Here is a 20791-nt window from a genome sequence, read left to right on the forward strand (position 1 = left end):
TTGGTTGCTGCGCTCAGGCCGCGATGGCCTCGCGGTCGCTGTCGCGGGCGGCCTGTTCCTTGGCGTACATCTCGCCCAGCGCGCGCTTGTACTCGGTCGGGAACACCTTGACGAACTTGCGGCGTGCCGTGGTCCAGTCAGCCAGCAGCGCCTTGGCGCGCTCGGAGCCGGTGTAGCGGAAGTGCTGCTCGATCAGGTTGCGCAGCATGACTTCGTCCAGCACGCGCTTGCCGTCGACCTTGTGCCACGAAGCCTGGGGCTGGCCCTTCTCCTGGTCGGCCGAGGCCAGCACCGCTTCCAGCGCCACCATCGAGGTGTTGCAGCGCTTGTCGAACAGGCCGTCCTCGTCGTAGACGTAGGCCACGCCACCCGACATGCCGGCGGCGAAGTTGCGCCCGGTGCCGCCCAGCACCACCACCGTGCCGCCGGTCATGTACTCGCAACCGTGGTCGCCAGTGCCTTCCACCACCGCTACGGCGCCCGAATTACGCACCGCGAAGCGCTCGCCGGCCACGCCGTTGAAGAATGCTTCACCGGCGATGGCGCCGTACAGCACGGTATTGCCGACGATGATGTTGCGGGTCGGATCGCCGCGGAACTCGTGCGGGGCACGCACGATCACGCGGCCGCCCGACAGGCCCTTGCCGACGTAGTCGTTGCCGTCGCCGACCAGGTCCAGCGTGATGCCGTGCGCCAGGAACGCGCCGAACGACTGGCCGGCGGTGCCTTGCAGCTGGATGTGGATGGTGTCGTCAGGCAGGCCTTCGTGGCCGTATTGCTTGGCGACCACGCCGGACAGCATCGCGCCGACGGTACGGTTGACGTTCTTGACCGGCTGGATGAACGAGACGCGCTCGCCCTTCTCGATCGCCGGACGGGCCTTGGCGATCAGCACGTGGTCCAGCGCCTTGCCGGCTTCGGCCGACAGGCCGTGGTCCTGCACGTCGGTGTGGTACAGCGGCACGTCCGCGCCCAGCGACACCTGGTGGAAGATGCGGCTGAAGTCCAGGCCGCGTGCCTTCCAGTGTTCGATGCCGGCCTTGGTGTCGAGCAGGTCGGCGCGGCCGATCAGCTCGTCGAAGGTGCGGATGCCCAGCTGGGCCATGATCTCGCGCGCTTCTTCGGCAACGAAGAAGAAGAAGTTGACCACGTGCTCCGGCTTGCCCTGGAACTTCTTGCGCAGTTGCGGATCCTGCGTGGCCACGCCCACCGGGCAGGTGTTCAGGTGGCACTTGCGCATCATGATGCAGCCCTCGGCCACCAGCGGTGCCGTGGCGAAGCCGAACTCGTCGGCGCCCAGCAACGCGCCGATGACGACGTCGCGGCCGGTCTTCATCTGGCCGTCGGCCTGCACGCGGATGCGGTTGCGCAGGCCGTTGAGCAGCAGCGTTTGCTGCGTCTCGGCCAGCCCCAGCTCCCACGGCGTGCCGGCGTGCTTGATCGACGACCACGGCGAGGCGCCGGTGCCGCCATCATGGCCGGCGATCACGACGTGGTCGGCCTTGGCCTTGGACACGCCCGCGGCCACCGTGCCGACGCCCACTTCGGACACCAGCTTGACCGAGATATCCGACGACGGGTTGACGTTCTTCAGGTCGTGGATCAGCTGGGCCAGATCTTCGATCGAGTAGATGTCGTGGTGCGGCGGCGGCGAAATCAGGCCCACGCCCGGCACCGAGTAACGCAGCTTGCCGATGTAGTCCGAGACCTTGTGGCCCGGCAGCTGGCCGCCTTCGCCCGGCTTGGCGCCCTGCGCCATCTTGATCTGGATCTGGTCGGCCGAAGCCAGGTACTCGGCGGTCACGCCGAAACGGCCCGACGCCACCTGCTTGATCTTCGAGCGCAGCGAATCGCCTTCCTGCAGCGGCAGGTCGGCCTCGATCACGTCACCCAGCACGCTCTTCAGGCTGTCGCCCTGCTTGATGGGGATGCCGCGCAGTTCGTTGCGGTAGCGCTTCTCGTCCTCGCCGCCTTCGCCGGTGTTCGACTTGCCGCCGATGCGGTTCATCGCCACGGCCAGCGTGGCATGGGCTTCGGTCGAGATCGAGCCGAGCGACATCGCGCCGGTGGCGAAGCGCTTGACGATTTCCTTGGCCGGCTCGACTTCTTCCAGCGGAATCGCCTTGGCCGGGTCAACCTTGAACTCGAACAGGCCACGCAGCGTCATGTGGCGCTTGCTCTGGTCGTTGATGATGTTGGCGTATTCCTTGTACGTCTGGTACGAACCCTTGGCGTCCTCGGCGCGCACCGAGTGCTGCAGCTTGGCGATCGAATCCGGCGTCCACATGTGCTCTTCGCCGCGGATGCGGAAGGCGTACTCGCCGCCGGCGTCCAGCATGTTTTCCAGCACCGGGTTGTTGCCAAAGGCGTCCTTGTGCAGGCGCAGCGCTTCCTCGGCGACCTCGAAGATGCCGATGCCCTCGACGTTCGACGGCGTGCCGTGGAAGTACTTCTGCACCAGCTCGCGCGACAGGCCGATGGCTTCGAAGATCTGCGCGCCGGTGTACGACATGTAGGTGGAGATGCCCATCTTGGACATCACCTTGAACAGGCCCTTGCCGATCGCCTTGACGAAGTTCTTGACCGCCTTTTCCGGCGACAGGTCGCCTGACAGGCCGCTGGCCATGTCGGCCAGGGTTTCCATCGCCAGGTACGGGTGCACGGCTTCGGCGCCATAGCCAGCCAGCAGCGCGAAGTGGTGCACTTCGCGCGCGGTGCCGGTCTCGACCACCAGGCCGGTCGACGTGCGCAGGCCCTTCTCCACCAGGTGGTGGTGGATCGCGGAGGTGGCCAGCAGCGCCGGGATCGCGACATGGTCGGCATCGACCGGGCGATCGGTCACGATCAGGATGTTGTAGCCCGAACGCACCGCATCCACGGCCTCGGCGCACAGCGAGGCCAGGCGCGCTTCGATGCCTTCCTTGCCCCACGCGGTCGGGTAGCAGATGTTCAGTTCGTACGCACGGAACTTGCCGCCGGTGTAGTGCTCGATGTTGCGGATCTTGGCAATGTCCTTGAAGTCCAGCACCGGCTGGGACACTTCGAGGCGCATCGGCGGGTTGATGTTGTTCAGTTCCAGCAGGTTCGGCTTGGGGCCGATGAACGACACCAGCGACATCACCATGTTCTCGCGGATCGGGTCGATCGGCGGGTTGGTGACCTGCGCGAACAGCTGCTTGAAGTAGTGGTACAGCGTCTTGTTCTTGGACGACAGGATCGCCAGCGGCGAGTCGTTGCCCATCGAGCCGGTGGCTTCCTCGCCGGCCAGCGCCATCGGCGCCATCAGGAACTTGACGTCTTCCTGGGTGTAGCCGAACGCCTGCTGGCGATCCAGCAGCTTGGCCACGGGCTTCTTCTCGGCGGCGACGTCTTCCGGCTTGGCATCGATCTCGTCGAGCTTGATGCGCACGGCGTCGATCCAGCTCTTGTACGGCTTGGCGTTGGCCAGGTTGTCCTTGAGTTCCTTGTCGTCGATGATGCGGCCCTGCTCCATGTCGATCAGGAACATCTTGCCCGGCTGCAGGCGCCACTTCTGCACGATGCGCGACTCGGGGAACGGCAGCACGCCGGCTTCCGAAGCCAGCACGACGATGTCGTCCTCGGTCACGTAGAAGCGGGCCGGACGCAGGCCGTTGCGGTCCAGCGTGGCGCCGATCTGGCGGCCGTCGGTGAAGCAGATCGCGGCCGGGCCGTCCCACGGCTCCATCATGGCGGCGTGGTACTCGTAGAACGCGCGGCGGTTGTCGTCCATCAGCGTGTGCTGTTCCCAGGCTTCCGGGATCATCATCATCATCGCGTGGACGAGCGGGTAGCCGGCCATCGTCAGCAGTTCGAGGCAGTTGTCAAACGATGCCGTATCGGACTGGCCCGGGTAGATCAGCGGCCACAGCTTGGGCAGGTCGTCGCCGAGCACCGGCGAGGAGATCGCACCGGTACGGGCGTTGATCCAGTTGACGTTGCCCTTGACCGTGTTGATTTCGCCGTTGTGGGCGACCATGCGGTACGGGTGGGCCAGTTCCCAGGCCGGGAAGGTGTTGGTCGAGAAGCGCTGGTGCACCAGGGCCAGGGCCGAGACCGCGCGCTGGTCCAGCAGGTCCAGGTAGTACTCGCCGACCTGGTTGGCCAGCAGCAGGCCCTTGTACACCACGGTACGGGCCGACATCGACGGCACGAAATACTCCTTGCCGTGCTTGAGCTTGAGCGCCTGGATGGCGTGGCTGGCGGTCTTGCGGATCACGTAGAGCTTACGTTCCAGCGCGTCCGTGGTCATGATGTCGCGGCCGCGCCCGATGAAGATCTGGCGGATCACCGGCTCGGTCTTGCGCACCGTAGGGGACATCGGCATGGCGGCGTCGACCGGCACGTCGCGCCAGCCCAGCACGACCTGGCCTTCCAGGCGGACCGTGCGCTCCAGTTCCTGCTCGCAGGCCAGGCGCGAGGCGTGTTCCTTGGGCAGGAAGATCATGCCGACGCCGTATTCGCCGGCCGGCGGCAGGCTCACGCCCTGCGCCGCCATCTCTTCACGGTAGAACTGGTCGGGGATCTGGATCAGGATGCCGGCGCCATCGCCCATCAGCGGATCGGCGCCGACCGCACCGCGGTGGTCCAGGTTCTCCAGGATCTTCAGGCCCTGGGAAATGATCTCGTGCGACTTCTTGCCCTTGATATGCGCGACCATGCCGACGCCGCAGGCGTCATGCTCGTTGGTCGGGTCGTACATGCCTTGTGCCTGCGGACGCAGGTCGAGGGCGGAGGAAGACGCGCTGAGGTGCTCGCTGGTCTGCGCTTGGGCCGAAGGGTTCTTCATTTGGTCCACGGGCTGAATTCCGGTGAAGGCTGCGCGAATGGCTGGACTACCGGAACGGGACCGCGTGCTTTCTTTAGATCCACCCAAACCGGTGGACCGGCGGGACGGGAAATGGGGACGAAGCTGTCAGCGGGCCGCAGCGGCGTACACGAGCGTGACGCGCCGCACAATGACTGTGGGTGGAGCAACTATATGGGAATCGCCACCGCCCCGCAAAAAAATTAAATGGGGTCGGAACACATTAAAGGTCGCACCGTTTCGGTGAACTCATTAAATAGGGACAGATATAGATTATGGCGTTTTAGCCTCATTTTCAGCTTGGCTTTGCACCTTTTTAGGGCGTCCCTTCGGCAACGGCTGGACGCGTCGCGTGGCTTGTCTTTCCAGTTGCGCCAGGAACGCGTCGTCGCCCAATGGCCAGCCGCTATGCGCATGGGTACGCAACGTGTCCAGGGTCCGGCCGGAAAGGCCTTCGGCGCTAAGCATGCGGTAGTTCGACTGCCGCTCGAACGGGGTATTGCCCAATTCCCAATAGGCGGCGTGGTCGCTGACAAAGGGGCTTGCCTCGATGCCAGCGTGATGGCGGTAGCTGCTCCAGCGGTCGCCTTCGGGCGTGCTGACCTCCCCCGCGCGCACCGCGTTGCCCTCGACATAAAGCATGGCCGGGAGCATCCATTGGGCCGGATCGAACACGGCGGAGCGGAAGCGCCCATCCCACAACGTGCCTGTGCGCCCCGCCACGCGGTTGAAGTAGCGCGCGTAGCGGCGCCCGACGGCCTGCATGGTCAGGCTAAGCGCGTCCTCACTTTTGGGCGTTGCCACCAGATGCACGTGGTTGGGCCGCAGCGCATAGGCATGGACGGCCAAGTCATGCTCGCGCGCGGCCATGCGCAGGCAATCGAGGTAGTGCAGGTAGTCGACAGTGCCCAGGAAGACGGGCTGGCGATTGTTGCCACGCTGCAACACCAGCGCGGGCAGTCCGGTGGGGGAAAAACGGGGAAGGCGAGCCATGACAGGTCGTGCGGGCTGGGATGCCCGCATCATAGCCTGATCCGTCCCTATTTTTCAGGGGGCAGTCCCCTCGCTGACCGCGAAGATGCGGCGGTGCTCGCGGATGGCGTAGCGGTCGGTCATGCCGGCAATGTAATGCGAGATCAGCCGCGACTGGTCGCCGCCATGGCCGGCCTGGTACTGGGGCGGCAGCAGGCGCGGATCGGACATGAAGGCCTGGAACAGGTCGCCGACGATGCGCTGGGCCTTGGCCGACATGCGCATCACCAGGTAATGCCGGTACAGGTGCCGGAACAGGAAGCGCTTGAGCGCGGCGGCTTCCTCGTGGATCCGCGGGCTGAAGCCGACCAGCGGGCCGGCGGCACGCACGGCGTCGATATTGCGCGGGTTGGCATCGGCGATATTGCGGCTGGTGGTTTCGATCAGGTCGACGATCAGCGTGTTGATCATGCGCCGGACCGTCTCGTTGATGGCGCGCCGGCCATTGATGCCAGGGAAGGCCTCGGCCACCTCGGCCCGGTGGCGCGCCCACATCGGCACCTCGTCGAGCTGCTCCAGCGTGAGCAGGCCGGAACGCAGCCCGTCGTCGATATCGTGATTGTTGTAGGCGATCTCGTCGGCAAGGTTGGCGAGCTGGGCCTCCAGCGACGGTTGCGTGCCTTCCAGGAAGCGCCGCCCCAGTTCGCCCAGCGCCGAGGCATTGACGCGCGAGCAATGCTTGAGAATGCCCTCGCGCGTCTCGAAAGTCAGGTTCAGGCCATTGAAGCCGCCGTAGCGCTCTTCCAGCTCGTCCACCACCAGCAGGCTCTGCAAGTTGTGCTCGAAGCCGCCGTGGTTCTTCATGCACTGGTTCAGCGCGTCCTGACCGGCGTGGCCGAACGGGGTGTGGCCCAGGTCGTGCGCCAGCGAGATGGCCTCGACCAGGTCCTCGTTCAGGCGCAGGTTGCGCGCGATCGAGCGCGCGATCTGCGCCACCTCCAGGCTATGGGTCAGCCGCGTGCGGAACAGGTCGCCCTCATGGTTGACGAAGACCTGGGTCTTGTACTCGAGCCGCCGGAACGCCGTGCTGTGGATCACGCGGTCGCGGTCGCGCTGGAATTCGCTGCGCGACAGTGATGCGGGTTCGGCGTGCACCCGCCCGCGCGTCTGCGCGGAGCGGGCGGCGTAAGGGGCGAGATGGCTTTCAAAGTCGGTCATGCGGCGCGTCCGGTGGCTGGGTCGGGGTGGCGAGGCATAACCGATCGGTCAGGCGACCGGTGCCTCGGTGGGAGGTTTGAGGATGGCGTGCGCCAGCGTGGCGCGCAGATCCGCGTCCGGCACCGTGGTGATGAACGCCTCGCCGAGCTTCTTCAGCAGGATGAACTTGATGTTGCCGGCCTCGGCCTTCTTGTCGACCTTCATCAGTTCGATATAGCGGTCGGCGCCCAGTTCCGGCGCCACCACCGGCAGCATCGCCGCCTGCGTCAGGGTGCGGATGCGGGCCAGCGTCTCGATATCGATGAAGCCGAGCCGGTGCGACAGGTCCGCGGCCATCACCATGCCGCAGCCGACGGCTTCGCCGTGCAGCCAGGCGCCATAGCCCATGCCGGCCTCAATCGCATGGCCAAAGGTATGGCCGAAATTGAGGATGGCGCGCAGCCCGCCCTCGCGCTCGTCCTTTGCCACCACGCCCGCCTTGATCTCGCACGAGCGCTGCACGGCAACGGCCATCAGCTCCGGGTCGCAAGCGTTCAGCGCCTGGATATTGCGCTCGATCCAGCCAAAGTAGTCGGCGTCGGCAATGGCGCCGTGCTTGATGACCTCGGCCATGCCGGCGGCCAGTTCGCGCGGCGGCAGCGTGCGCAGCGTGTCGATGTCGGCGATCACCGCGTTGGGCTGGTGGAACGCGCCGATCATGTTCTTGCCGAGCGGATGGTTGATGCCGGTCTTGCCGCCCACCGACGAATCCACCTGCGCCAGCAGCGTGGTGGGCATCTGGATAAACGGCACGCCGCGCATGTAGCAGGCGGCGGCAAACCCGGTCATGTCGCCGACCACGCCGCCGCCCAGTGCCACCAGCGTGGTCTTGCGGTCGGCGCCGGCCTGCAGCAGCGCGTCGAAGATCCGGTTCAGCGTTTCCCAGTGCTTGAAGGACTCGCCGTCGGGCAGCGTGACGGTGCGCACGGTCTTGCCGAGCGCCGCCAGCGCGGCCTCGACCCGCGCCGCATAGAGCGGGCCGACGGTTTCGTTGGTAACGATGACGGCGTGCTGGCCGCGCACATGCGGGCGCAGCAGGTCGGCATTGTCAAGCAGGCCGGTACCGATATGGATGGGGTAGCTGCGCTCGCCCAGGTCGACTTCAAGGGTAATCATGGATTGGGGTCCTGCGCCGGCGGCTCGGTATCGTCCGCGGGCGCGGACGCCGGCTGCGGGGGATCGATCCGAAAACCGGCCATTTCAAGTTGCATCAACACCATATTAGCAAGCTGGGCCACCGAGGGCTTGCCGGTTTCGATGATGAAGTCGGCGACTTCGCGGTACAGCGGGTCGCGCTCTGCATACAGCGCCTCGAGCTTGCCCTTGGGGTCGTCGGTTTGCAGCAGCGGCCGGTTGCGGTCATGCCGGGTGCGCAGCCACAGGTCGTGCGGGCTGGCGCGCAGGTACACGACGGTGCCGCGGGCTTTCAGCACCTCGCGGTTCTCGGCCCGCAGCACCGCCCCGCCGCCGGTGGCCAGCACGATACCCTGGCGCTGCGCCAGTTCGCGGATCATCGCGGTTTCGCGGTCGCGGAAGCCGGCCTCGCCCTCGAGTTCGAAGATCACCGGGATGCGCACGCCGCAGTGCGCCTCCAGCTCATGGTCGGAATCGAAAAACGGATAGTGCAGGCGCCGCGCCACCGTGCGGCCCACGGTGGTCTTGCCGGCGCCCATCAGGCCGACGAAAAAAAGGTTGGGTCGATCGGATTCCGGGCGGTCGGCATCGGATCGTTCGGCTTCGCGCCGATCCGGCGCCTGGCGCTGCGCCGCCGGCCCTGTCGCTGAGGCTGTCACGGGACTGTGGTTCGGGAGCGCGGCATGCGGGCCGTCCTCCCCGGTTGGGAACTGCATCATCTTCTTATGTTGTGGCGCGGCCGGCAAGTGCCGAATGCGGCATAGCCCGCATTTCTCGACGTTGCGCGAGCATTCCGGAACCGGCCGGTGCGGCGCGCGGCGCAAAAAAAAGGCCGCATCGGATCGATGCGGCCTGCCAGTCTACTGTATCCGGCGCCCCGGCCCTACTTGAGCGACACGCTTTCGTTAAGGATGCGCGGCGTCAGGAACACCAGCAACTCGGTCCGGTTGCGCACCTTGGCGTTGTTCTTGAACAGGTAGCCGAGCACCGGGATATCGCCCAGCAGCGGCACCTTGTCGACATCGGTGGACTCGGTCTGGGTGTAGATGCCGCCGATCACCACAGTGCCGCCGTTCTCGACCAGCACCTGGGTCTGCACGTGCTTGGTGTCGATGGCAAAGCCCGACGTGGTCTGGATGCCGACGCTGTCCTTGTTCACGTCCACGTCCAGCAGCACATTGCCCTCGGGGGTGATCTGCGGCGTCACCTCGAGCTTCAGGTTGGCCTTGCGGAACTGCACCGAAGTGGCGCCGCTGGAAGTGGCGGCCTGGTAAGGCAGTTCGGTGCCCTGCTCGATCAGCGCCTTGATGTTGTTGGCCGTGACCACGCGCGGGCTGGAGATGATCTTGCCCTTGCCGTCCGCCTCCAGCGCCGACAGCTCCAGCGCCAGGAAGCGCGTGGCGGCGCTGTTGAACAGGCTCACCGCGATATTGGCCGGGTTGGTGCCGTTGATGGAACCGGCCGGCAGGCTCAGGAACGGGCCGTTGTCCGAGGTCGCGCCCGGCAGCACGTTGTTATAGGTATTGCCGACGCGGGCATTGTTGTACTGCCCGGCAAAGCCCAGCTTCACGCCCAGGTTGCGGCTGAAGGTATCGGTGGCCTCGACGATGCGCGCCTCGATGATGACCTGGCGCACCGGGATGTCGATCTTGCCGATAAAGCTCTGCACCTCTTCCAGCTTGGAGGCGATATCCGACACGAAGAGCTGGTTGGTACGCGCATCGGCCGTCAGCGAACCGCGCTTGGACAGCATGCGCGTGCTGGCGCCCGCAGCGCCCGCGGCACCGATGGGGGCGACCGCGCCACCGCCGGCGCCCATGCCCAGCAGCATCCGGCGCACGTCCTCGGCACGCTGGTAATTGAGCTGGAACACCTGGCTGCGGATCGGCTCGAGATCATTGATCTGCTGCTGCGACTCGAGCTCCAGCTTCTCCTTGGTCTGCAGTTCCGCCTTGGGCGCCACCCACAGCACGTTGCCATTGCGGCGCGAGGCCAGCCCCTTCGCATCCATCACGATCTGCAGCGCCTGGTCCCACGGCACGTCCTTCAAGCGCAGCGTGATGTTGCCCTGCACGCTTTCGCTGGTGATGATGTTCAGGTTGGTGAAGTCGGCAAACACTTGCAGCAGCGAGCGGATGTCGATGTTCTGGAAGTTCAGCGACAGGCGCTCGCCGCGATAGCCAGGGCCGCTGATCAGCTTGGTCGGGTCTTCCTTGACCGGGCGGACCTCGACCACGAATTGGGTGTCGGTCTGGTAGGAACTGTATTCCCAGTTGCCGCGCGGTTCGATGGTCAGGCGCGCGTTGCCGTTGGCGTCGGAGGCACGCATGCCTTGCACCGGCGAGCCATAGTCGCTGACATCGAAGTGCCGCCGCAGGTTCTCCGGCAGCGTGGTGCCGAGGAAATCGACCACCACGTTCTTGCCCTGTTGCGCAATATTGATGCCCGACTCGCGCGAGGACAGGTCTACCACCACGCGCCCCGCGCCGTCGGCCCCGCGGCGGAAATCGATATTGCGCACCGATGGCCGCCCCGCGGCCGCGCCAGGCGCCGCGGCGGCCGGGGCGAACGTCGGCGCAGCGCTCTTGGCCGCCGGCGCCACGTTATCCAGCGACACTACGAAGACATTGCCGCGCTGGTCGGTCCGATAGGTGGCGTTGCGCGTCAGGTCAAGAATCACGCGCGTACGGTCGCCGATCTGCATCACATTGGCGGCCTTGACCAGCTTGCCGCCGTATTCATACTGCGCGCGCCGCTCGGCAAAGCCGGTATCGAAAAAATCGATCGCGAGCCGTGCCGGGTTCTGCGTGGTAAAGTCCGCCGGCTTCTGCGCCAGCGGCCGTTCGAGTTCAACCACGAGCACGGTCTGCTCCCCGGTCGTGCTGACGTCCACCGACTTGATCCGGTTGCCCTGAGCCAGCGCCGCCGGTGCGCCAAGCGCAAGCCATAGTGCCAACGCCGTGGCCATGGACCTCATCACGGCGCCCGCGCGCGCACGGTACCAGCGCGCGGGGGTCATGCCGCCGCGTCCAGCTTCAGGCTGGTCATTTTCTCTTTCCACTCGGATACCCCCTCCCGGACCAATTCGCGCAACACGATCTCCTGATCGGTGATGCGGACCACCCGGCCATAGCTCTGGCCGAGATACTGACCCACCTTCACATGGTGGATCTTGTTATCAACACGGACGATGCCGAAGGTTTCCCCATGCTTCTGCATCATCCCGAGCATCTTGAAGTTTTCGAGCGGGTAGTCCTCCAGCGGCTCGCGGCGCCGGCCGGCTTCGGGCGAATCCGCCAGCGTCTTGTTCAGCTCGCCGATCTTGGCCTGCGCGAACGGCTCGGGCGCATTGGCCGCGGCGTACTCGCGCGGCACGTAGGGCCGGGCGTCGGGCACGGGGTCGGGCGGCTTGGCGCGGGCGCCGCGGGTGGCGTCCATCCATTGGCGCAGCGCGTCTTCATCGCTGGCGCCGCAGGCGCTCAGCAAGCCGAGCGCCAGCGCCGCCGCCAGCGTGCGCCGCGACGCGGCCCTTGCCAGGGCACGGGTGCGAACGGTGCGGCTCATTTCGCACCTCCGGCCTTGGCGGCGGCGGCGGCCGCGTCGGCCTTGCGCTGTGCCGCCTGTTCGTCAGGATCGAGCGCGCGGTAGGCCATCGCCACCGCCTCCATCGCCAGCCCCCCATCCTTGGTATTGGCCAGCTGCAAGTTGTGCATCGATACGATCCGCGACAGCGCCGCCACGTCGGCATTGAACTGGGCCACCTCGTGGTAGCGCCCGGTCACGCGCAGGTTCACCGGGATCTCGGCAAAGTAAGGCTTGATCACCGCGGCCTGCGGCTTGAACAGCTCGAACTGCAGCCCGCGCGCCACGCCGGCATGGTTGACGTCGGCCAGCAGCGCATCCATTTCCGTCTTGTTGGGCAGTTGACGCTCCAGCAGCGCCACGCGCTGCTCGACCTGTTTTTTCTGCGCGCGCAGCGCTTCGAGGTTGGCCACCTGCGCCACCTTGGACTGGTACGCTTGCTTCAGGCTTTCCTGCTCCTGGCGCTGGCGCTCGAGTTCGTCGAACTTGGCGCTCCAGTAGAACTGCCAGCCCAGCAGCAGCACTACCGCCGCGGCCAGGATCGCGAACAGCACGCGCGGCGCGGCCGGCCAGGTCTCCGGCTCGTTCAGGTTGAGCCCGCGGAACTGGCTGGTCAGGTCGGCCAGGTTGATTTCGGTATTGAGCGCCATGGTCAGGCCTTTCCGGCCGCGGGGGCGGCTGCAGGTGCGGGAACGGGTGCGGCGGATGGCGCCGACGCGCCCGCGGCAGCCTTCTTGCCATCGGCCGGGGCCTCGGGCGCGCGGTACGCGAAGCGCATCGAGAAATCGAACAGCCGGCGCTGCTCGCGCAGGTTGTTGGTCATGGTGACCGCCTTGGACTCGATCAGCTCGGCCTTGTCCAGCCAGGCCACCCCGCCCAGGTTGCGCAGCAGCTCGGAAATGCGCTCGTTGGACTGCGCCACGCCGGCAATGGTGAAGGCCTCGCCGGCCTGCTTCAGGCTGGTCAGGTAGACACCTTCGGGCACCTGCCGCACCAGTTCCTCCAGCAGCTGCACCGGGCGGTTGCGCTCGGTCTGCAGGCTTTCGACGGCCTTCTGGCGCTGCAGCAGCGCGTCGATATCCTTCTTCAGGCTGTTGACCTCGCGGATCTGGCCGTCGAGCCTGGCGTTTTCCGCGCCCAGCACCTGGTTGAGCGCCACCACCGACGCGATGCGCCCGTCGATATAGAGGCCGCCCAGCAACACCACGGCGGCGCCGGCGGCGGCCGCTGCGACCAGCATCGTGTAGACCTTCTTGCGCCGCGCCGCCTTGCGGGCTTCATGGTAGGGCAGCAGGTTGACCGAAGGCAGTGTGTTGGTTGACATCTCGCGCCTCCGGGGCGTTATTGCAGGCCGCGCAGGGCCAGGCCGGCACTGACGATATACGCGGGCAGGTCGCGCTGCAGGTAGCGCTCATTGACCTTGGCGTTGGTCGCCATGTTGGCGAACGGATTCGCCAGCGTGGTGGTGATCTTGGTCTGGTGCTGGATCGCCGCCTGCACGCCGAACAGCGAGGCATGCCCGCCGGACAGCAGGATCTCGTCGACCCGGCCCAGGCTGGAACTGGCGATGAAGTTGCCGATCGCGGACTGCACCTCGATCGCGAGGGCATCCAGCGACGGCTTGAGCAACTGGGCGCGCCAGGCCTCGGGCAGCGTGTTCTTGCGCTTCTTGATCTCGGCCTTGAGCGCGTCGAGGGTGAACATGCGCGCCGCGCTTTGCGTGAGCTGGTCGCCGTAGCTGTTCAGCGGCTGCTCATAGAGCTCTTTCCAGCCCTGGTAGAAGATGGCCTTGGAGCGGCTGCCGCCCAGATGCACCACCGCCACCACCGGCAGCGCGCGCGCGTCGGCCTCGGACATCTCCTGCGGCACGCCCAGCATCTGCACGATCGAGCGCTGCACCGCGTATTCCTCGACGTCCATCACCTGGGGCTTGAGGCCGGCCATTTCGGCCGCGGTGACGCGCTCCTGCACGCGATCGCTGTTGGCCGCGGTGACGCGCACGCCGATGCCGCCCTCGGTCTCGCTGGGACCGATCACGGCGAAGTCGAAGTTGACCGCCTGCGACGGCGGATAGAGCCGGTGCGCCTCGGATTCGACCTGGGAATAGAGTTCGTCTTCGGACAGGTTGTCCGGCAGGCTGACCGTCTGCGATTCGGTCAGCATGGAAGGCACGCCCAGCACCACGTCCCTGGAACGGATGCCGGCTTTGCCGAGCGCACGCCTGAGCGCGATCCCGACTGCCTCGATGTTGATGACGTTGCCATCGGCAACGGCATTGCGGTCCAGCAGTTCGCTGGCGCATTTTTCCAGCCGGTAGTCTTGCCTGCTGCCCCCCACGGACAACTCGACTACCTTGATACTGGACGATCCGATGTCCACGCCGACCGTAGTCCGGCGCAGCAGCCCCGACAAAATGCCCCGACGCAAGGTGACCCCCTGGCTTTTGAACTCGCCCCTGGCTTGAACGCTCTAATCGGGCGAGCCTAGTTTCTTGAATGAAACGTGTGCTTTTTATGTTGGCCGATTCTCACAAAATCCAGCATCGGTGGCAACGTGCCGAACCGGGCCGAACTTGTTTTTAGGAAGGCCCTCATCAATCCGTTGCCAAAACCCCACGGTCGTCGGGTTCCCTTCCATGCCTGCCTGTGCCGCGCGCCCCGTCGCAGTCACGCCCAACGTCGCCGTGCACGCCGGCATCCGCGGCCTTACATCTTGTAACAGCGCGATAGCGGCGCCCCCGCCACTGTGCACCCGGGCGGGCCGATGGCGGAAGATATAATCGCGGGCACCCCTGACTAGGTATTTCCCTTATGGCCACAGCACAACAGAAGCCGTCCCACCCTGCCGCACGTTCGATCTGGACGCGGCTCATGTTCTGGGCGGTCGGACTGGTTGTCGCCGGTGCCGTCATGATTGCGCTGCTGCTGGGCTACGCGCTGCTGGTGGCGGCGCCCAACCTGCCTTCGCTGGACACCATCACGGACTACCGGCCCAAGATTCCGCTGCGGATCTACACCGCGGACAATGTGCTGATCGGCGAATTCGGCGAGGAGCGGCGCAACTTCGTGCCCATCGCCGAAATTCCGGACGTGATGAAAAAGGCAGTGCTGGCGATCGAGGACGACCGCTTCTACGAGCACGGCGGCGTCGATTTCGTCGGGGTGATGCGTGCCGGACTGGCCAACCTGCGCGGCGGGCTGTCGCAGGGCGCCTCCACCATCACCATGCAGGTGGCGCGCAATTTCTTCCTGTCCAGCGAGAAAACCTATACCCGCAAGATCTACGAGATGCTGCTGGCGTACAAGATCGAGGCCAACCTGAGCAAGGACCAGATCCTGGAGCTGTACATGAACCAGATCTACCTGGGCCAGCGCGCCTACGGCTTCGACAGCGCCGCGCGCGTGTACTTCGGCAAGTCGGTGCGCGATGTGACGCCGGCCGAGGCGGCCATGCTGGCCGGGTTGCCGAAGGCGCCGTCGGCATACAACCCGGTGGTCAACCCGCGCCGCGCCAAGGTGCGCCAGGAGTACATCCTGCAGCGCATGCGCGACCTGCGCTACCTCACCCCCGAGCAGTACGACCAGGCGGTGCAGGCCGAGCTGAAGGTGCGCACCGAGGGCAATGAGTTTTCCACGCATGCCGAGTACGTGGCCGAGATCGTGCGCCAGCTGATGTATGCGCAATACCGGGAGGAAACCTACACGCGCGGCCTGACGGTCTACACCACGCTGATCAAGACCGACCAGGACGCCGCCTATGAAGCCGTGCGCAGCGGCATCATGAACTACGAGCGCAAGCACGGCTACCGCGGTCCCGAGGCTTTCATCGACCTGCCGTCCGACCCGGCCGAGCGCGAGCAGGCCATCGACGATGCACTGGTCGAGCATCCGGGCAGCGGCGACCTGCGCTCGGCGGTGGTCACCAGCGTGTCCTCCAAACAGGTCAAGGCGACGCTGTTGTCCGGCGAAGTGGCGACCATTGAAGGCTCGGCACTGCGCTTTATCGCGCCGTCGCTGTCGGCCAACGCACAGCCCAAGATGAAGATGCGCCCCGGTGCGGTGATCCGCGTGACGCAGGATGAGAAGGGCAACTGGTCGGTGACGCAGTTGCCGGAAGTGGCCGCGGCGTTCGTGTCGATCAACCCGCAGGATGGCGAGATCCGCTCGATGGTGGGCGGCTTCGACTTCAACCGCAACAAGTTCAACCACGTGACCCAGGCCTGGCGCCAGCCGGGTTCCAGCTTCAAGCCGTTCATCTACTCGGCGGCGCTGGAAAAAGGCTTTTCGCCGGCCACGGTGATCAACGACGCGCCGCTGACGATCGGTCCCGATACCGGCGGCCAGGTGTGGGAACCGAAGAACTACGACGGCCGCTTCGAGGGCCCGATGACCATGCGGCGCGCGCTGGCCAAGTCCAAGAACCTGGTCTCGGTGCGGATCCTGCGCGCGATCGGCACGCAGTACGCGCAGGACTACATCACCCGCTTCGGCTTCGAGGCCGACAAGCACCCCGCCTACCTGCCGATGGCGCTGGGCTCCGGCGCGGTGACGCCGCTGCAGATGGCCGGCGCGTACTCGGTGTTCGCCAACGGCGGCTATCGCGTCAACCCGTACCTGATCCAGAAGGTTGTCGACGCGCGCGGCAACGTGATCTCTGAAACCCATCCGCAACGCGCCGGCAGCGACGCCGTGCGCGTGCTTGACGCGCGCACCGCCTTTATCGCCGACACCATGCTGCGCGACGTGGTGCGCATGGGCACCGCCAACAGCGCCAAGCAGCGCCTGGGCCGCAACGACCTGGCCGGCAAGACCGGCACCACCAACGACGCGGTCGACGCCTGGTTCGCCGGCTACACCCCCAACCTGGTGGCGATCGCCTGGATGGGCTACGACCAGCCCAAGAGCCTGGGCGTGCGCGAGACCGGCGGGGGCCTGGCCCTGCCGATCTGGGTCGGCTACATGAGCAAGGCGCTCAAGGGCGTGCCGGAGTCTCCTGAACGGCCCGCGCCCGAGGGCGTGCTGATGGTGGGCGGCGACTGGACCTTCGAAGAGAACGCTGGTGGCGCGGGCGTGGCGTCGGTGGGCCTGGGCGATCCGTGGCCGGGCAAGCCGGACGAATCGACCAACCCGCCGGCCGATACCGAGCAGGAGAAACGGAAGATCCTGGAGATGTTCGGCGGCGCCTGAGCGCAGTCAGCAGACAGCAGAAAGCCGGCCACAAGGCCGGCTTTTCTTTTTTGCGCCGCCGGGCACGCCCGGGCGCGTGGCGTCAGTCCAGCTTGAGGCTTGCGCCCGCCTGCTCGCTGACATACTGCGACAGCGCCACATACAGCTCGCCGCCGTTGCGGGTATCGATCCAGCGCTCGCCGTCGCGGCGGAAGTGGAAGCCGCCGGCGCGCGCGGCCACCCACAACTCCTGCATCGGCGCCTGGCTGTTGATGATGATCTTGGAACCGTTCTCGAACTCCAGCTCCATCACGTTGCCGGTACGGCTGATTTCAATGTCGGCGTCGGCCGCGTCGGCGGCCGCCTCGACCGCGGCTTCGATGCGGTCCAGCTCCTGCGTGGCCAGGGCCAGGAACTCGCTTTCGCTCAAGGGGGGCATGCTAAACTCCGAGACCGCCGTTGCCGCCGCTGCCCGGACCGGGCGTACGTGGCGCGAACGGCTTTTTTGTTGAGAATCTTTCGGATGCCCGGCCGTCGCGCGCTGGCCATCCAACGCCTTGCCAACAGCCATAAGGACGACCCGATGCTGCGTCGTGTTGCGATTGTATCGGCGTTTGCCGCCGCCCTTGCGATGCCCCTGCTGGCCGGATGCGGTATCCGCGGGCCGCTGACCCTGCCCAGGGTTCCGCCCGAGCCGGCCCCGCCGACCGTACCGGACCCGGGCCTTGGCCGTGCCGATGCGATGCCGGCCGCCCCGGCCACGCCGGCACCGCCGGCACCGCCGGCACCGGCATCCTCCCCCGCCGCCCCCACCACCCGATAACCATGACCGCATTTTTCCATCGCCTGGACGGCGCGCTTGCCGTCGAGCAGGTGCCGCTGGCGCGTATCGCCGCCGAATTCGGCACGCCTACCTATGTGTACTCGCGTGCGGCGCTGACCGCCGCGTACCAGGCTTATGCCGCCGCCTGCCAGGGCCGCAAGGCACAGGTCCAGTACGCGATGAAGGCCAATTCCAACCTGGCGGTGCTGCAGGTGTTCGCCAGGCTGGGCGCGGGTTTCGACATCGTCTCGGGCGGCGAGCTCAAGCGCGTGCTGGCCGCCGGCGGCGACCCGCGCAAGGTGGTGTTCTCGGGCGTGGGCAAGAGCGCGGCCGAGATGGAACTGGCGCTGGCGCAGGACGTGCGCTGCTTCAACGTCGAATCGATCCCCGAGCTGGACCGCCTGAACGAAGTGGCCGGCCGCGTCGGCAAGCGCGCGCGCGTGTCGCTGCGCATCAATCCCGACGTCGACGCTAAAACCCACCCCTATATCTCCACCGGCCTGAAGGGCAACAAGTTCGGCATCGCGTTCGAAGACGTGCTGCCCACCTACCGCGCCGCCGCCGCGCTGCCGCACCTCGAAGTGACCGGCATCGACTGCCATATCGGTTCGCAGATCACCGAGGTCGAGCCCTACCTGGAAGCGCTGGACAAGGTGCTGGACGTGGTCGAGGCACTCGAGCGCGAAGGCATCAGCCTGGAACACATCGACGTGGGCGGCGGTCTGGGCATCACCTACACCGACGAGACGCCGCCGGACATCACCGGCTTCGCCACCACGCTGCTGGAGCGCGTGGCCGCGCGCGGCCATGGCCATCGCGAGGTGCTGTTCGAGCCCGGGCGCTCGCTGGTGGGCAACGCCGGCGTGCTGCTGACGCAGGTGGAATTCCTCAAGCCCGGTGCGGCCAAGAACTTCTGCATCGTCGACGCCGCCATGAACGACCTGGCGCGCCCGGCCATGTACGAGGCCTACCACCGCATCGAGCCGGTGGCGCTGCGCGACGGCCCGGCCGTGACCTACGACATCGTCGGCCCAGTCTGCGAATCCGGCGACTGGCTCGGCCGCGACCGCGCGCTGGCGGTGCAGCCCGGCGACCTGCTGGCGGTGATGTCGGCCGGCGCCTACGGTTTTACCATGAGCTCCAACTACAACACCCGCCCGCGCGCCGCCGAAGTCATGGTCGATGGCGCCGCCGTGCACCTGGTGCGCGAGCGCGAGCTGGTCGAAGACCTGTTCCGCGATGAGCGCCTGCTGCAGGACTGACTCCGCAAGGCCCGGCCCGCCGTCCTAAGCGGCGGGCTGGCGCGTCCCCGCGGCCGGCTTGCGCAGCCGCCACCACAGCCGCATCCCCAGCAGCACGAACACCACCGCGGCATAGATCGACACTTCGCCGAAGTCGTTCTTGCCCGCCTTGTGCCACCAGTAATGCAGGATCGCCAGCACGGCGATGGCGTAGACCAGCTTGTGCAGCGCCTGCCAGCGCTTGCCGCCAAGGCGGCGCACCATGCCGTTGGTCGAGGTCAGCGCCAGCGGCACCATCAGCATGAAGGCGGTGAAACCGACCGTGATGAAGGGCCGCTTGTACACGTCCTTGATCATGTAGGCGAAGTCAAAGCCGCGGTCCACGCCGATCCACAGCAGGAAATGCTGCAGGCCGTAGAAGAACGCGAACAGGCCCAGCATGCGGCGCAGCTTGATCAGCCAGTTCCAGCCGGTCAGGCGCCGCAGCGGCGTGATGGTCAGCGTCAGGCACAGCATCACCAGCGTCCAGGTGCCGGTCGAGCGCGTGACGAACTCCAGCGGATTGGCGCCGAACTGCTCGGTGGCGCCGAGGTACAGCAGCCGCATGAACGGCAGCAGCGCCAGCAGCCAGAGCGCAAGCTTGAGCGCCCGTACGCGCTGCGGCGCCAGCGTGGCCAGGCTCGCGGGCTTGCGCGCCGCGGGGCTGGCGGTGGGAGTAGAGGTAGCCATGCGCTCGCCTTGCATCAGAAGAACTTCTTCAGGTCCATGCCCTGGTACAGCGCTGCCACCTGCTGGCCATAGCCATTGAACGGCAGGGTCTTGCGCTTGGGCGCGAACAGCGCGCCAAAGCCGCTGCCGCGCTCCTCGCCGATGCGGCGCTCGGTGGCCTGGCTCCAGCGCGGATGATCGACGTCCGGATTCACGTTGGAGTAGAAGCCGTATTCCTGCGGCGCCGCCAGGTTCCAGCTGGTGGGCGGCTGCTTGTCGACAAAGCGGATCCTGACGATCGACTTGGCACTCTTGAAGCCGTATTTCCACGGCAGCACCATGCGCACCGGCGCGCCGTTCTGGTTGGGCAGCACCTCGCCGTACAGGCCGAAGGTCAGCAACGCCAGCGGATGCATGGCCTCGTCCATGCGCAGGCCCTCGCTGTAGGGCCAGTCGAGGACGCCGCTGCTGACGCCGGGCATCTGCTTCTTGTCGGCCAGCGTGATGAACTGCACGTACTTCGCGCCGGGCAGCGGCTCGACGCGGCGGATCAGCTCGGCCAGCGGATAGCCGATCCACGGGATCACCATCGACCAGCCCTCGACGCAGCGCAGCCGGTAGACGCGCTCTTCCATCGGCGCCAGCTTCATCAGCTCGTCCAGGTCATAGACCTTCGGCTTCTTCACCAGCCCCTCGACCGCCACCTGCCACGGACGCGGGCGCAGCGTGCCGGCGTGGCGCGCCGGGTCGGACTTGTCGGTGCCGAATTCGTAGAAGTTGTTGTAGGTGGTGACCTCTTCGTAGGGCGTGCGCTTCTCGGTGATGACGTAGCCGTTGTTGAGCGTCGCAGCCAGCTTGGCGCCATGCTGCCCTTGGGCGAAGGCCTGGCGCGCGAACCACGGCGCCAGCGTGCCCCCGGCGGCACCGGCGGCAGCCAGCGCCAGCATGCGGCGGCGGGCTTCGAAGACATGGCGCGGGGTGATCTCGCTGGCGGCAATGTCGCCGCCGCGCAGCCATTTGGGGGAAGGAATCAGCATGGTTTTCCTCGATTGCCTGGGGTGCCGGCGCCGGCGGCGCCAGCGTG

At 66.5% G+C, this 20791-nt stretch carries 15 protein-coding genes; 2 read left to right on the forward strand and 13 right to left on the reverse strand.

Annotation, left to right across the window (positions count from 1 at the left end; genetic code table 11):
• Nucleotides 1-13: 13 nt before the first annotated feature.
• From ACOCMH_RS31745 to pilM, 10 genes are all read right to left on the reverse strand, one after another.
• Nucleotides 14-4720, reverse strand: a complete 4707-nt coding sequence (locus ACOCMH_RS31745) for a glutamate synthase-related protein (RefSeq protein ID WP_427313405.1) — start codon at nucleotides 4718-4720, stop codon at nucleotides 14-16.
• A gap of 378 nt (nucleotides 4721-5098) precedes the next feature.
• Complete coding sequence (locus tag ACOCMH_RS31750; RefSeq protein ID WP_427311635.1) at nucleotides 5099-5818, reverse strand: transposase; 720 nt, start codon at nucleotides 5816-5818, stop codon at nucleotides 5099-5101.
• 54 nt (nucleotides 5819-5872) lie between these two features.
• Entirely contained in the window at nucleotides 5873-7015 is a 1143-nt protein-coding gene (locus ACOCMH_RS31755) for a deoxyguanosinetriphosphate triphosphohydrolase (protein WP_427311636.1), read from the reverse strand.
• Between the two features lie 48 nt (nucleotides 7016-7063).
• On the reverse strand, nucleotides 7064-8170 hold the full coding sequence (gene aroB, locus ACOCMH_RS31760) for a 3-dehydroquinate synthase (protein ID WP_427311637.1): 1107 nt from the start codon (nucleotides 8168-8170) through the stop codon (nucleotides 7064-7066).
• Nucleotides 8167-8727 (reverse strand): shikimate kinase, encoded by a 561-nt coding sequence (locus tag ACOCMH_RS31765; RefSeq protein WP_427313406.1) that lies wholly within the window; start codon nucleotides 8725-8727, stop codon nucleotides 8167-8169. The genes aroB and ACOCMH_RS31765 overlap by 4 nt, the downstream gene beginning before the upstream one ends.
• A 344-nt stretch (nucleotides 8728-9071) precedes the next feature.
• Entirely contained in the window at nucleotides 9072-11207 is a 2136-nt protein-coding gene (pilQ, locus tag ACOCMH_RS31770) for a type IV pilus secretin PilQ (RefSeq protein ID WP_427311639.1), read from the reverse strand.
• A complete protein-coding gene (locus ACOCMH_RS31775; RefSeq protein ID WP_427311640.1) occupies nucleotides 11204-11752 on the reverse strand; it encodes a pilus assembly protein PilP in 549 nt (182 codons plus the stop codon). The genes pilQ and ACOCMH_RS31775 overlap by 4 nt, the downstream gene beginning before the upstream one ends.
• Nucleotides 11749-12420 (reverse strand): type 4a pilus biogenesis protein PilO, encoded by a 672-nt coding sequence (locus ACOCMH_RS31780; protein WP_427311642.1) that lies wholly within the window; start codon nucleotides 12418-12420, stop codon nucleotides 11749-11751. The genes ACOCMH_RS31775 and ACOCMH_RS31780 overlap by 4 nt, the downstream gene beginning before the upstream one ends.
• 2 nt (nucleotides 12421-12422) lie before the next feature.
• Nucleotides 12423-13094 carry a PilN domain-containing protein gene (locus tag ACOCMH_RS31785; protein ID WP_427311644.1) on the reverse strand — a complete coding sequence of 224 codons (672 nt, stop codon included), beginning with the start codon at nucleotides 13092-13094 and terminating at the stop codon, nucleotides 12423-12425.
• Nucleotides 13095-13111: 17 nt separating this feature from the next.
• A complete protein-coding gene (gene pilM, locus ACOCMH_RS31790) occupies nucleotides 13112-14182 on the reverse strand; it encodes a type IV pilus assembly protein PilM (RefSeq protein WP_427313407.1) in 1071 nt (356 codons plus the stop codon).
• A gap of 398 nt (nucleotides 14183-14580) precedes the next feature.
• On the opposite strand from pilM, the gene ACOCMH_RS31795 reads away from it, so the two are divergent.
• The gene (locus tag ACOCMH_RS31795) at nucleotides 14581-16956 is read left to right on the forward strand and encodes a penicillin-binding protein 1A (RefSeq protein WP_427311646.1); all 2376 of its coding nucleotides are present in this window, start codon (nucleotides 14581-14583) and stop codon (nucleotides 16954-16956) included.
• A gap of 82 nt (nucleotides 16957-17038) precedes the next feature.
• Here the strand turns inward: ACOCMH_RS31795 and cyaY are convergent, their stop codons facing one another.
• Nucleotides 17039-17374: an iron donor protein CyaY gene (gene cyaY, locus ACOCMH_RS31800; RefSeq protein WP_427311647.1), complete on the reverse strand. Its 336-nt coding sequence runs from the start codon at nucleotides 17372-17374 to the stop codon at nucleotides 17039-17041.
• Between the two features lie 386 nt (nucleotides 17375-17760).
• Between cyaY and lysA the strand changes: the two genes are divergently transcribed.
• Nucleotides 17761-19020, forward strand: coding sequence for a diaminopimelate decarboxylase (lysA, locus tag ACOCMH_RS31805; RefSeq protein WP_427311649.1), 1260 nt, complete (start codon nucleotides 17761-17763; stop codon nucleotides 19018-19020).
• A gap of 24 nt (nucleotides 19021-19044) precedes the next feature.
• Here lysA and msrQ read toward each other — a convergent pair whose 3' ends face one another.
• Nucleotides 19045-19743, reverse strand: a complete 699-nt coding sequence (msrQ, locus tag ACOCMH_RS31810; protein ID WP_427311651.1) for a protein-methionine-sulfoxide reductase heme-binding subunit MsrQ — start codon at nucleotides 19741-19743, stop codon at nucleotides 19045-19047.
• Complete coding sequence (gene msrP / locus ACOCMH_RS31815) at nucleotides 19743-20744, reverse strand: protein-methionine-sulfoxide reductase catalytic subunit MsrP (RefSeq protein ID WP_427311653.1); 1002 nt, start codon at nucleotides 20742-20744, stop codon at nucleotides 19743-19745. The genes msrQ and msrP overlap by 1 nt, the downstream gene beginning before the upstream one ends.
• Nucleotides 20745-20791: the final 47 nt, after the last annotated feature.

It is taken from the genome of Cupriavidus sp. H39 (assembly GCF_050271075.1).
Taxonomy (GTDB): Bacteria; Pseudomonadota; Gammaproteobacteria; order Burkholderiales; family Burkholderiaceae; genus Cupriavidus; species Cupriavidus necator_B.

Coding starts and splice junctions, on each gene's coding strand:
- ACOCMH_RS31745 (WP_427313405.1), bottom strand. CDS start 4,720: ATGTACGACCCGACCAACGAGCATGACGCCTGCGGCGTCGGCATGGTC.
- ACOCMH_RS31750 (WP_427311635.1), bottom strand. CDS start 5,818: ATGGCTCGCCTTCCCCGTTTTTCCCCCACCGGACTGCCCGCGCTGGTG.
- ACOCMH_RS31755 (WP_427311636.1), bottom strand. CDS start 7,015: ATGACCGACTTTGAAAGCCATCTCGCCCCTTACGCCGCCCGCTCCGCG.
- aroB (WP_427311637.1), bottom strand. CDS start 8,170: ATGATTACCCTTGAAGTCGACCTGGGCGAGCGCAGCTACCCCATCCAT.
- ACOCMH_RS31765 (WP_427313406.1), bottom strand. CDS start 8,727: ATGGGCGCCGGCAAGACCACCGTGGGCCGCACGGTGGCGCGGCGCCTG.
- pilQ (WP_427311639.1), bottom strand. CDS start 11,207: ATGACCCCCGCGCGCTGGTACCGTGCGCGCGCGGGCGCCGTGATGAGG.
- ACOCMH_RS31775 (WP_427311640.1), bottom strand. CDS start 11,752: ATGAGCCGCACCGTTCGCACCCGTGCCCTGGCAAGGGCCGCGTCGCGG.
- ACOCMH_RS31780 (WP_427311642.1), bottom strand. CDS start 12,420: ATGGCGCTCAATACCGAAATCAACCTGGCCGACCTGACCAGCCAGTTC.
- ACOCMH_RS31785 (WP_427311644.1), bottom strand. CDS start 13,094: ATGTCAACCAACACACTGCCTTCGGTCAACCTGCTGCCCTACCATGAA.
- ACOCMH_RS31795 (WP_427311646.1), top strand. CDS start 14,581: ATGGCCACAGCACAACAGAAGCCGTCCCACCCTGCCGCACGTTCGATC.
- cyaY (WP_427311647.1), bottom strand. CDS start 17,374: ATGCCCCCCTTGAGCGAAAGCGAGTTCCTGGCCCTGGCCACGCAGGAG.
- lysA (WP_427311649.1), top strand. CDS start 17,761: ATGACCGCATTTTTCCATCGCCTGGACGGCGCGCTTGCCGTCGAGCAG.
- msrQ (WP_427311651.1), bottom strand. CDS start 19,743: ATGCAAGGCGAGCGCATGGCTACCTCTACTCCCACCGCCAGCCCCGCG.
- msrP (WP_427311653.1), bottom strand. CDS start 20,744: ATGCTGATTCCTTCCCCCAAATGGCTGCGCGGCGGCGACATTGCCGCC.